Genomic DNA, 12,113 nt, shown 5'->3' with positions numbered 1-12,113 from the left:
GGAAACGTTCGGCATAGGAATATCTTGTCAAAATGAGAAAAGGAAGTAAGAGTATAAGGCCGAAGCAACCCGGCGAAAAACCGCCTACCCGCCTGCCGCTTGCGCCGCCTCAAACTATTCGTGTGGGACCGGTGGCGCAAGCGGAAGTTCCGGCGCAGGCTGGCACGCGCAGAAGATATGGTCGACAATAAAGCTCCCACCAGCGCAATCGGAGACCATCATGGCAGCAAAACTGATGCCAGCAGGCGATTTTGTCGAGGATTATGGCGACCGACCCGGCCTGGACCGCCCAGTTTCTGAGCTTGCTCGGAACTAAAATCGCACCATGCAACAAGATGCCGCAGTCCGGCCTGCGGCATCGTTCCAATTTCCGCACCAACCCAGGAGGCTCCCATGGCACTACCGCACGCCACATCCGGCACCGTTCTCGACCTGCGCCCGCTGGGCGGGAAATGCACAACGTTCTCATCGATCGCCCTGATCAAAACCCCGCAACTGGAAGTGGTGCGCCTGACCATGCCGCGCGGCAAGGCCATGCCGGCGCACCAGGTTCCGGGCGAAATCACCGTCCAATGCCTGGAAGGCAGCATCGCCTTCAGTATTGGCGGGCAGGTCAAGACTCTGCGGGCCGGCGACATGATCTTCGTCGCCGGCAATGCGATGCATGCGCTGGAAGCGCTTGAAAATGCCTCGGCCCTGATCACGATCCTGCTCGGAAAATCCGCCGGGTGATTTTGCAATGCTTTACATACAGGTCACTGTATTTTTACATGCCGCAGGAGGTACATGCGGGAAGTGCAAGGTTTTCTATTATACCCCCGTTGTTTTATGTAAACTCCGGCTTAAAACTCATCCCATTCGCCGTCTGCGCTGGCTGCCGGTTTGACTGCCGGCTTGACTGCCGAGTTGGCTGCTTTCCTGGCCGGCACCGCCGTGCGGCCGGTGGCGCGCTGGCCGGCATTCGGCAGTGCGGCTGCCGCATTGATTACCCGCGCCGCCCTGGCGGCCTTGGGGGCCAGCTGCATGCCGTCGAGCTTGAACACGCTGACCACCTGCAACAGATTGCCGGCCTGGTCCTGCAGCGATGCGGCAGCGGCGGCCGCTTCCTCCACCAGCGCGGCGTTTTGCTGTGTGACCTGGTCCATCTGGCCGATCGCTTGATTGACTTGCTCGATGCCGGCGCTTTGCTCCCGGCTGGCGGCGGTGATTTCGCCCATGATGTCGGTCACGCGCCGGATGCTGTCGACCACCTCGTTCATGGTGACGCCGGCCTGGTCGACCAGCTTGGCGCCGACATCGACTTTTTCGACCGAATCGCCGATCAATTCCTTGATTTCCTTGGCCGCCGCCGCCGAGCGCTGCGCCAGATTGCGCACTTCGGTGGCGACCACGGCAAAGCCGCGGCCCTGCTCGCCGGCCCGGGCCGCTTCCACCGCCGCGTTCAGCGCCAGGATGTTGGTCTGGAACGCAATGCCGTCGATGACGCCGATGATGTCGACGATCTTGCGCGACGACGCATTGATCGAGCCCATGGTGTCGACCACCTGTGATACGACCGTACCGCCCTTTTGCGCTACTTGCGAGGCGGACAGTGCGAGGTCGTTGGCCTGGTGCGCATTGTCGGCATTCTGCTTGACGGTCGCAGTCAATTCTTCCATCGAGGCGGCGGTTTCTTCCAGCGAGCTGGCCTGCTGTTCGGTGCGGGAGGACAGGTCCATGTTGCCGGCGGCGATCTGGCCGGAGGCGGTGGCGATGGTGTCGGTGCCGCTGCGCACTTGGCCGACGATGCCGGCGATGCTGTCGCGCATGGATTTGATCGCATACAGCAGACTCGATTGATCGCTGCCTTTCAGGTCGACCGCAACCGTCAGATCGCCCTGCGCGATGCGGCGCGTTATTCCGGCTGCATACTCGGGTTCGCCGCCGAGTTGTTTGAGCAAACCGCGCGAAATTATCATGCCGATTGCAAACAGGATGGCGGCCAGTAGCAATGCACCGATTGAAAACTCGATCAGACGGCTGAAAAACGCGTCTTCAACCGTATCCAGATAAACGCCGGAACCGATGATCCAGCCCCAGGGCGCAAATCCCTTGACGTACGACACTTTTGGCACCGGCTGATCCCTGCCCGGTTTGGGCCACATATAAGAAACGAATCCGGCGCCGCTGGCTTTCACGGTGTTGGCGAATTCGACATTGAAATACTTGCCGTTCGGGTCCTTGAGGTTCGATAAATCCTTGCCCTCCAGCGCCGGATTGGTCGGATGCATCAGCATGCGCAACTGCATGTCTTGGATAAAAAAGTATTCGGTGCCGCTGTAACGCAAATTCCTGACCGCCTGCAACGCCCGCTCCTTCGCCACCGCCTCGGTCAGCGCACCCTTGGTCGCCAGGTCGTGATAGTTGGTCAGCAGGCCGTAGGCGGTTTCGACCACTTGGCGCACGGTATTTTGCCGATCCTCCATCAGCATTTTTCGCTCCGACATCAGGGACAGCACCGTCAGCAGGATGACGCCGAAAACGGCGCTGAAGGTGAGCAGCCCGAGCTTTTTGGCGATGCCCATCGAATGAAATTTTTGCAGCGTAAACATATGTGTCTCCTAATGATTGATGCTGTTTTTTATATGGCGTCGGCAGTTTGCTCAATCAGTCCCATGTCGGCTGAAGACATCAGCTTGTCGATATCCACCAGGATCAGCATCCGTTCGTCCAGCGTGCCCAGCCCGAGCAGGTAGTCAGCCTCGAACGCGGTGCCCATCTGCGGCGCCGGCTTGATCTGCTCCGGTTTCAGCGTGGTGACATCGGACACGCTATCGACCACGATGCCCATGATGCGTCCGCCGATGTTGAGGATGATGACCACCGTGAACTGGTCGTAACGCGGCACGCCAAGATTGAACCTGATGCGCATGTCGACGATCGGCACGATGATGCCGCGCAAGTTGACCACGCCCTTGATGAATTCCGGCGCATTGGCGATTGCAGTGACGGTTTCGTAGCCGCGAATTTCCTGTACCTTCAGGATATCGATGCCGTATTCTTCCTGCCCGAGTGTGAAGGCGAGAAACTCCAGTACCGGCTGGCCGGCACTGCCGTTGCGCGCAATAGCGCCGTCAGATTGGACACCGTTCATTGTCGCGTGCATGGCATTCCTTTGTAGAGGTGGAAGAGTTGCATTGCCTTTAAGCAACGTAACTTGCGATTATAGCTGCATTTCATTTGCTTGTTTACGCTATCCGCTCCCATTGGCGGCAATTCCTGGTCGCAACCTGACCGTCAGCGCCGACATCCGATTTCCAGCCCATCGCCGTGCATTGCTTTGAAGCACATGCTACATTCTGCTGAATTATCGCCATCCGCTCACCATGCCAGCCACTTCGCATAATCTCGCCATGCGCCGCCCATTCCTGACCGCGCTCGCCATCTCGCTGGGCGCCGCGGTGTCGCTCGGCATGTCGCGCTTCTCCTATGCGCTGCTGTTGCCGCCGATGCGGAGCGACCTGGGCTGGACTTATCTGCTGGCCGGCGCGATGAATACCGGCAATGCGTTCGGCTACTTCATCGGCGCGCTGATGACGCCAGCCCTGCTGCGGCGCTGCGGCGCACACCGGATGCTGGTTGCCGGCGCGCTGCTGGCGGCGCTGTTCATGCTGCTGTCCGGCCTGGCCACCGCAACCGGCCTGCTGCTGTGCCAGCGTATCCTGTCGGGCGTAGCCAGCGCCTTCATTTTCATTTCCGGCGGCGTGCTGGCGGCGCGCCTGGGCGGCTTGCATCCGCGTCGCGCCGGTTTTCTGATCGGCCTGTATTACGGCGGCACCGGCTTCGGCATCGTGCTGTCGGCCCTGCTGGTGCCGGCCACGCTGGCTGCTGCCGCAGACTTTGGCGCCGCGCACGGCTGGCAATGGGCCTGGCTGGCGCTGGGCGGCGCCTGCCTGCTGGCGACGCTGGGAATGGCGCTGCCGGCCCGGCAGATTCCGGATGCGCCGCTGCAGGCCGGCCCCCACAACCGCTTCCGGATCGGCTCTTTCGGTTACGGGCTGGCGGCGTATTTCATGTTCGGAGCCGGCTATATCGGCTACATGACCTTCGTCATCGCGCTACTGAAAGAACAGGGCATGAGCGCGCCGCTGATCACGCTGTTTTACACCTTACTGGGACTGGCGGTGTTGGCGTCGTCGCGCGTCTGGGCCGGCATGCTGGATCATTTCAAGGGCGGCCAGTCGCTGGCGATTCTGAATGGCTTGCTGGCGGCAGCGACGCTGCTGCCGGCGCTGACCGCAACGCCGCTGCTGGTATTCGCGTCCGGAATACTGTTTGGCGGCGTGTTTTTATCGGTGGTGGCGTCCACCACCGCGCTGGTGCGGCACAACCTGCCGCCGCCCGCGTGGTCGGCCGGAATCAGCGCATTTACCACCGTGTTCGCCTTCGGCCAGATTATCGGCCCCAGCATGGTCGGCTGGATCGCCGACGGTCCCGGCGGACTGCAGCGCGGCCTGGCATTTTCGGCGCTGGCGCTGCTGCTCGGCGCATTGCTGGCATTGCGGCAGCGGGCGCTGCCGCACTAGCGTCCCGGATTTACAACGCTTCGTCGCGCGGATCGCGTGCCAACAGGCGCGCCACGATCTGCTGCACCGGATCGCCGTCGAACAGCACGCCAGCCACCGCCTCGGTGATCGGCATGCTGACCTTGCGTTCATGCGCCAGCGCGCGCACCGTCTGCGCGCAACGCACGCCTTCGGCCACATGCCCGAGATCGGCCACGATCGCCGCCAGCGGCCTGCCTTGCGCCAGGCCGAGGCCGACCTGGCGATTGCGCGACAGGTCGCCGGTGCAGGTCAGGATCAGGTCGCCCATCCCGGCCAGCCCCATGAAGGTCTCGGGGCGGCCGCCGAGCGCGACGCCAAGCCGCGTGATTTCTGTCAGGCCGCGCGTAATCAGCGCGGCGCGGGCGTTGTAGCCGAGTCCCAGGCCGTCGGCAATGCCGGCGGCGATCGCCAGGATATTCTTGACCGCGCCGCCGACTTCGACCCCGACCAGATCCTCGCTCCAATACACCCGGATATTGCCGCCATGGATGGCGCGCACCACATGATCGCGGAAATCGTGCGATTTGGTCGCAATCGTCAGCGCGCACGGCAGGCCGCGCGCCACTTCCTGCGCGAACGACGGCCCCGACAGCGTACCGGCCGGGATGAAGTCGCCCAGCACGTCGCGCACCACCTGGTGCGGCAGCATCCGTGTCCGTTCTTCGAAGCCCTTGCACAGCCAGATGATATTGGCCGGCGCATACGGCTGCAGGCGCTCCAGCAGCCCGCGCAAGCCCGCCACCGGCGCAGCAGCGACCAGCAAGCCATCAACCGCGGCGTGCGCTACCGCGTACCCGAAATCGGCGCTGACATCGAGCGCATCCGGCAAGCGGATGCCCGGCAGATAGCGGAAATTCTCCCGTCGCGCGGCGCTGTCGCGGATCAATTCGGCATCGCGCCCCCACAGCACGACCCGATGCCGCTCGGCCAGCGAGATCGCCAGCGCAGTGCCCCAGGCGCCGGCGCCGAGGATCGTGATGTTCATGGCGGACGAGCTGGTATGGGTTGACATGGCGGCAGGAAATTATTTTTAGAAAGAATGAATCGGCATTGCGCAATCGAGCAAACGACGCTGCAGGCAAGCATCTCCAGCGGCTCGGGCGGCGATTAATACTCGCCTCTGTATAAACCTATGTCACAGAAAATATATGCGGAAACACCTTGTTTTTAGGCATACTCATAATATTTATGGTGAATTTATTCGCCCCACACCTCGGACGCCTTGACATAGCCGCTCGGTCCGTCGCGATGCCTGACCCTGACCCAGCCGGATGCGGCCGGCGCCAGCAATTCGAGCAAAACGTTTTTATCGGCGCTGAAGACGACGCTGGCGGCTTCATCCTGGGACGCCCGGACCCGGGCATTGGCGACGCTGACGACCACCCAGCGCTGTTCGCTCAGCGCACCGGCTTCGATCCACGACAAATCGCCGCCGGCATCGCGCACCTTGACCCAGTTGCCGTAGCTCAGGATCACTTCGAGCGGCATGTTGCGTGGCGCGATGAACAGTTTGGTGCCGCGCACCGAAGGCGCATCGTACAGGATGGCAGGCGCCGCTGCGACCGACTTGAAATCGGCCGCCTGCGCGGTGCCGGCCTGCACCATCAATCCCAAACATACAGCGCAAACTGCGATTTTCATGCGAGGGCTCCGGCAAGGCGGCAAACTGCAATACTTCAGTGCGTGGTGGGCGAACCGTCCGGCATCAGGATGCCGGATGCATTCTCTTCAGCGATGGCCTGCTGACGCTGCTGGTAAAACACTTCGAAATTGATTTCCGACAAATGCACCGGCGGGAAGCCGGCACGGGTAATCGCATCGGCAATGTTGGCGCGCAAATATGGATACACGATATTTGGACAGCCGATTCCGAGCAAGGGTTCGATTTGCTCGGCCGGGATATTGCGCGCCTCGAAAATGCCGGCTTGCTTGCCTTCGACCAGGAATGCCACCCTGTCATTGATCTTGGCGGTGACGGTAATCGTCACGGTCGATTCATACACGCCTTCAGCCAGGTTTTCGACCCCGACATCGACGGCGACTTCGATATTCGGCGCTTCTTGCTCAAGAAAAATCGCCGGTGAGTTCGGTTGCTCCAGAGACAGGTCTTTCAGGTACACGCGCTGGATCTGGAATACGGGTTGCTGGACTTCTTCAGACATGAAACGCTTTCATAGGATTTGAAAATAAGCGCAGAAAATGTTTCTGACGCCCGGCCGACTGGCTATTGTAATGCCTGGAATGCAGCTTAAGCGCCTTTCAGCAACGCATCAAGCCCGCCCGCGTGGTCGAGCGCCGATAAATCGTCGAAACCGCCGACGTGCGTATCGCCGATGTAGATTTGCGGCACGGTGCGGCGGCCGGTTTTCTGCATCATCGCATCGCGCTGTTCGGGATCAAGGTCGATTCGCACCTTTTCGATCTGCTCAACGCCCTTGGCCTTCAACAGGCGCTCTGCCATTACGCAGTAAGGACAGACTCCGGTGCTGTACATCAATACATGTGCTGTCATGTTTTCTCCTTATTTAACGGTTGGCAAGCCCTGCGCCTGCCAGGCAGTCATGCCGCCATCCAGACTCACCGCTTCGCTGAAACCGGCTTTTTTCAATTGCGCGGTCGCGCTGGACGAACGGGTTCCGGTCGCGCAGACGACGATGACCGGCTTGCCCTTGAATTTTTCCAGCTCCCCCAGTTTGGCCGGCAGGGCTTTCTGGCTGATGTTTTTCGCATCCCGCAAATGGCCGGCAGCAAATTCATCCGGTTCGCGCACGTCCAAAATCAATGCCTTGCCCTGATTGATGATCTGGGTGGCCTGCAACAAACTCACCTTCGAGCCGCGCCGCAACAGGCTTGGCAGCAGCAAAGCCCCTCCCGACAGGATAGCCAAACCAAACAAACTGATGTTTTCAAGAATGAATTTCACAAGATTCCAATGATAAAAGTCGAATAAATACTACGTCGCCGGAAAACACCGTTCAGCCCGCGCAACGATGAATGGACCGCAGTCAAGCGCATCATTATAAAATAGAAGGTTGAAATCAATCCAACTCAACCCGAACTCAACCATTTTTCACGTTTCCCACTTCCGAACATGTACAAAATAGTATTGATGCGCCATGGCGAATCCACCTGGAATCTTGACAACCGCTTCACCGGCTGGACCGACGTCGATCTGACCGCGAAAGGCATCGCCGAAGCAAAGCAGGCCGGTATTGTGCTGCGCGAAGCCGGCTTTACCTTTGACCTCGCCTACACCTCGGTGCTCAAGCGCGCGATCCGCACGCTCTGGGGCACGCTCGACGAGATGGATCTGATGTGGCTGCCGGTGCTGCATGACTGGCGCCTCAACGAACGTCATTACGGCGCTTTGCAGGGCTTGAACAAGGCCGAGACCGCAGCGCAATACGGCGATGCCCAGGTGCTGACATGGCGCCGCAGCTATGATGTTCCGCCGCCGCCGCTGGCGCCGCAGGACCCGCGCACTTCGTATGGCGACCCGCGTTATGCCGGCCTCGAGCGCGAACATATCCCGCTCACCGAATGCCTGAAAGATACGGTCGCGCGCGTGGTGCCGGCCTGGCACGACTCGATCGCGCCAGCCATCCGCGCCGGCAAGCGCATCATCATCAGCGCCCACGGCAACAGCCTGCGGGCGCTGATCAAGATGCTCGACGGTATCAGCGACGCCGACATTGTCGGCCTGAACATCCCCAACGGGCAACCGCTGGTGTATGAGCTGGATGCCGACCTGAAGCCGATCAAGAGCTATTACCTGGGCGACCAGTCGGCCATTGCAGCCGCGTTGCAGGCGGTTGCCAGCCAGGGAAAGGCGAAGTAATTCGGCACCGATGCCAGTTCCAGCAGATAGCCACCTTGTCATGCGGCGGCGCTTAGCATCTCCGCCGTGCCGTGCCGCGCGCGTCAGCCGGAACTGGCGCGCGGCACTGGTGCATGCGGTGCTGTGCATTCTGCTCTCCGTAGCTGCAGCGCAGAGCGCCTGCGCCGCCGATAAAATCACCGAGCGCGCCAAACAAAAACTGATCGCCGAAACCGAACGTACCGATTTACGCGAAAAACTGGGCGCGCTCAAGCGCGACATTGCACGCACCGAAACCGCCAAGGACAGCGCGGCAGATGCCATGGCCGAAGCCGAAAGTGCGATTTCCAATGCCGACCGCTCCTTGCGCAATCTGGCAACCGAACAAATGCAGACCAAAGCCAGACTGCTGCAATTGGCACAACAGCAAAGCCAGCTTACCCAGACGGTGCAGGCGGAGCAAAAACAACTGGCGCAGTTATTGCGCAAGCAATACATGGCCGGCAACGAAGACCGTACCAAGCTCTTGCTGTCGGGTGACAACCCCAACCGCATCAATCGCGAACTGCAATACATGGGTTACATATCGCAAGCGCAGGCCCGGCTGCTCGAATCGCTGCGCGTCAACCTGAAGGCAGTTGAGACCAATCAGGTCGCGGCGCAAAATGCCAAAGATGAACTGGATGAAATCGCGCAGGAAGAGCGCGAGCAAAAAGCCTTGCTGGAGCAGGAAAAAGTCCGCCGCAGGCAATTGTTGGCGCAACTGTCGAGCAAACTCGTGACCCAGCGCAGGGAAGCCGGCCACCTGGAGCGCGACGACCAGCGGCTGGCAGGGCTGGTGGCGAAGCTGGCCGAGTTGATCGAAGAACAGAAAAAAGCCGATGCAATCGCACAAGAAAAACGACGCCAGGAGCAACTGGCAGCCCGGGCGAAGGCCGAACGATTACAAGCCGAGCGCCTGCAACAACAGGCCTTGCAGTCCAAAAAAGATAGCGGGCACAAAACCACGGCAGCAAAGAATTTGGAAGCTGAAGATGCCGCGCTGAAACCGGCAGAGTCGCCGGTGCGCAATGAACTCACTCCAAACACCGGCGTCCAGGAGGGGGGATTCGCCAAAATGCGCGGCCAGTTGCGCCTGCCGATACGTGGTGAATTGGTGGCGAAGTTCGGCAGCAGACGGGGCGATGGCCCCAGTTCGAAAGGACTGTTCATCCGCGCAAGCGAAGGGCTTGAGGTAAAGGCCGTCGCCAGCGGACGTGTCATATTTGCGGATTGGCTGCGCGGCTTCGGCAATCTGATCATTGTTGATCACGGCAATCAGTACATGACGATTTACGGCAACAACCGGACTCTTTTCAAGCGCCCCGGAGATGCCGTCAAAGCGGGCGAAATCATCTCCAGCACAGGCAATAGCGGCGGTAGCGAGCAATCGGGTTTATACTTCGAAATGCGGCATCAGGGTCGCGCGTTCGACCCACTTGACTGGGTAACTATTAGGTGACACATGGGCAGTAAACTCAAAAATTTCGGTCTGATCAGTCTCGGCATGATTGCCGGCGTGGCTGCATCGATGCAGTTTTCCGCACTCGCACAAAAGTCGGTCAGCGCACCGCTTCCCTATGAAGAGTTGCGCCAACTGGCCGATGTATTCGGCCTGATCAAGTCCGACTATGTCGAACCGGTAGAAGACAAAAAACTGCTGACCGAGGCAATCTCCGGCATGGTGGCATCTCTGGACCCGCATTCATCCTACCTGGACAAGAAGGCGTTCAAGGAGTTGCGTGAAGGCACCCAAGGCAAATTTGTCGGCCTCGGCATTGAGGTCGGGATGGAGGACGGTTATGTCAAGGTCATTTCTCCGATTGAAGACTCGCCCGCGTATCGCGCCGGACTCAAGGCCGGCGATTTGATTACCCGCCTGGATTCGACACCGGTCAAGGGCATGACACTCGATCAGGCCGTCAAGAAAATGCGCGGCGAGCCCAATACCAAGATTACCCTGACCATCGCGCGCAAGGATGAAGACAAACCGCTGATCATCACCATTGTTCGGCAGGAAATTCACGTCCAGAGCGTGAAGGCCAAAATAATCGAGCCCGGCTATGGCTGGCTGCGCGTAGCGCAGTTCCAGGAACCGACGGTAGACGATCTGGTCAAGAAAATTGACGATCTGTACCAGAAGGAGCCCAACATGAAAGGCCTGGTGCTCGACTTGCGCAATGATCCGGGCGGCGTATTGCCCGGCGCAATTGGCGTGTCCGCAGCATTCCTGCCCAAAGACGTTGTGATTGTGTCCACCAACGGCCAGTTGCCAGACTCCAAGGCCACCTTCTATGCCCAACGCGAATATTATGCATCCCGTGCATTGAGCGACCCACTGTCAAAACTGCCGGAAGCAATCAAGAAAGTGCCGATGGTGGTGCTGGTCAATACCGGCTCCGCCTCCGCTTCCGAAATCGTGGCCGGCGCGCTGCAGGATTACAAGCGCGCAACCATCATGGGCACTCAAACATTCGGCAAAGGCTCGGTCCAGACCATTCGGCAATTATCGGCCGATACTGCGGTGAAACTGACTACTGCCCGCTACTACACACCGAATGGCCGCTCGATCCAGGCCAAGGGCATCGTTCCCGACTTACTGGTGGAGGAATATGCAGACGGTGACGGCCTGAACGGTTTGCGCCTGCGCGAAGCCGATCTGCAAAAGCATTTAACTAACGATACGATCAAACAGGCGGATACTGCCAGCGGCAATCGTGATGCACTGGAAGAAGAACAGCGCCTGATTGCTCTTGAGAAAAAACGTAAGCCCCTTGAATATGGCGGAACGGATGACTTTCAACTCACACAGGCGATGAATCACCTGAAAGGATTGCCTGTGCAGCTTGCCAAGGCCAAACCCGACGCCGCTGCCGACGGCTCGCCACACGACAAGGCCGATAGCAGCAAGAAAAAATAATCGCTTTCACAAGAAAAAAGGCCGCAGCGATGCGGCCTTTTCTTGTACTACACCCTAAATCACTGCACGATGAACGACAATCAACTCCTGCGCTACTCACGACACATCCTGCTTGACGAAATCGGCATAGAAGGACAGGAGAAGCTTCTGGCAGCCCACGCACTGATTATCGGTGCTGGCGGGCTAGGCTCGCCAGCGGCGCTCTATCTGGCATCGGCGGGCGTTGGCACTATCACTCTGGTCGACAATGACATCGTTGACCTGACCAACCTGCAACGACAAATTCTGCATACAACCGGACGCATAGGGCAAGCCAAGGTGTTTTCCGGGCAACAAGCACTGATGCAGATCAATCCCGAAGTAAACGTAATCGCACTCAATGAGCGCTTGCAAGGCGAACGACTGAACGAATTAGTTTCAGGAGCAAGCGTCGTCCTCGATTGCAGCGACAATTTTTCCACCCGTCATGCAATCAACCAAGCCTGCGTGTTCAATAAAGTTCCGCTGGTATCGGGAGCCGCCATAAAATTTGACGGACAGATCAGCGTATTCGATCAGCGGCAAGCAGGCGCGCCGTGCTACGCATGCCTGTTTCCGCCCGACCAGCACTATGAAGAGGTGCGCTGTTCGACGATGGGAGTATTTGCACCGCTGGTAGGCATCATCGGCGCAACGCAAGCGGCAGAGGCGTTGAAGCTCATTGCCGGCATAGGTACCTCGTTGGCAGGGCGACTGCTGTTGCTGGATGCAC

The 12,113-nt window shown here is 59.4% G+C and carries 13 protein-coding genes; 6 read left to right on the top strand and 7 right to left on the bottom strand.

Going from position 1 to position 12,113, the window contains the following annotated elements; genetic code table 11:
* Positions 1–393 precede the first annotated feature (393 nt).
* Positions 394–732, top strand: coding sequence for a cupin domain-containing protein (locus tag HMCN_RS0115165; RefSeq protein ID WP_025918172.1), 339 nt, complete (start codon positions 394–396; stop codon positions 730–732).
* Between the two features lie 110 nt (positions 733–842).
* Here the strand turns inward: HMCN_RS0115165 and HMCN_RS0115160 are convergent, their stop codons facing one another.
* The gene (locus HMCN_RS0115160) at positions 843–2,591 is read right to left on the bottom strand and encodes a methyl-accepting chemotaxis protein (protein WP_025918171.1); all 1,749 of its coding nucleotides are present in this window, start codon (positions 2,589–2,591) and stop codon (positions 843–845) included.
* Positions 2,592–2,620: 29 nt separating this feature from the next.
* On the bottom strand, positions 2,621–3,145 hold the full coding sequence (locus HMCN_RS0115155) for a chemotaxis protein CheW (protein WP_035627446.1): 525 nt from the start codon (positions 3,143–3,145) through the stop codon (positions 2,621–2,623).
* 247 nt (positions 3,146–3,392) lie between these two features.
* Between HMCN_RS0115155 and HMCN_RS0115150 the strand changes: the two genes are divergently transcribed.
* Positions 3,393–4,565 (top strand): YbfB/YjiJ family MFS transporter, encoded by a 1,173-nt coding sequence (locus HMCN_RS0115150; protein WP_238552192.1) that lies wholly within the window; start codon positions 3,393–3,395, stop codon positions 4,563–4,565.
* A 10-nt stretch (positions 4,566–4,575) separates the two neighbouring features.
* Here HMCN_RS0115150 and HMCN_RS0115145 read toward each other — a convergent pair whose 3' ends face one another.
* The 5 genes from HMCN_RS0115145 to HMCN_RS0115125 all read right to left on the bottom strand — a co-directional run bounded on the left by HMCN_RS0115145 (position 4,576) and on the right by HMCN_RS0115125 (position 7,509).
* On the bottom strand, positions 4,576–5,571 hold the full coding sequence (locus HMCN_RS0115145) for an NAD(P)H-dependent glycerol-3-phosphate dehydrogenase (protein ID WP_025918168.1): 996 nt from the start codon (positions 5,569–5,571) through the stop codon (positions 4,576–4,578).
* A gap of 212 nt (positions 5,572–5,783) precedes the next feature.
* Positions 5,784–6,227 (bottom strand): SH3 domain-containing protein, encoded by a 444-nt coding sequence (locus HMCN_RS0115140; protein WP_025918167.1) that lies wholly within the window; start codon positions 6,225–6,227, stop codon positions 5,784–5,786.
* Positions 6,228–6,262: 35 nt separating this feature from the next.
* Positions 6,263–6,748, bottom strand: coding sequence for a protein-export chaperone SecB (secB, locus tag HMCN_RS0115135; RefSeq protein ID WP_025918166.1), 486 nt, complete (start codon positions 6,746–6,748; stop codon positions 6,263–6,265).
* An 86-nt stretch (positions 6,749–6,834) separates the two neighbouring features.
* Positions 6,835–7,098, bottom strand: a complete 264-nt coding sequence (gene grxC, locus HMCN_RS0115130; protein WP_025918165.1) for a glutaredoxin 3 — start codon at positions 7,096–7,098, stop codon at positions 6,835–6,837.
* Positions 7,099–7,107: 9 nt separating this feature from the next.
* Positions 7,108–7,509, bottom strand: coding sequence for a rhodanese-like domain-containing protein (locus HMCN_RS0115125; protein WP_025918164.1), 402 nt, complete (start codon positions 7,507–7,509; stop codon positions 7,108–7,110).
* Between the two features lie 168 nt (positions 7,510–7,677).
* On the opposite strand from HMCN_RS0115125, the gene gpmA reads away from it, so the two are divergent.
* From gpmA to HMCN_RS0115105, 4 genes are all read left to right on the top strand, one after another.
* Positions 7,678–8,424 carry a 2,3-diphosphoglycerate-dependent phosphoglycerate mutase gene (gene gpmA, locus HMCN_RS0115120; RefSeq protein ID WP_025918163.1) on the top strand — a complete coding sequence of 249 codons (747 nt, stop codon included), beginning with the start codon at positions 7,678–7,680 and terminating at the stop codon, positions 8,422–8,424.
* A gap of 10 nt (positions 8,425–8,434) precedes the next feature.
* Positions 8,435–9,904 (top strand): murein hydrolase activator EnvC, encoded by a 1,470-nt coding sequence (locus HMCN_RS0115115; protein ID WP_238552190.1) that lies wholly within the window; start codon positions 8,435–8,437, stop codon positions 9,902–9,904.
* 3 nt (positions 9,905–9,907) lie between these two features.
* Complete coding sequence (locus tag HMCN_RS0115110) at positions 9,908–11,362, top strand: S41 family peptidase (protein WP_025918161.1); 1,455 nt, start codon at positions 9,908–9,910, stop codon at positions 11,360–11,362.
* A 69-nt stretch (positions 11,363–11,431) separates the two neighbouring features.
* Positions 11,432–12,113, top strand: a 682-nt coding sequence (locus tag HMCN_RS0115105; RefSeq protein WP_025918160.1) for a HesA/MoeB/ThiF family protein, incomplete at its 3' end; no start/stop codon positions are given.

The organism is Herminiimonas sp. CN (genome assembly GCF_000622895.1).
Classification (GTDB): domain Bacteria; phylum Pseudomonadota; class Gammaproteobacteria; order Burkholderiales; family Burkholderiaceae_D; genus AVCC01.
This window is presented reverse-complemented; position numbering and strand designations above follow the sequence as displayed.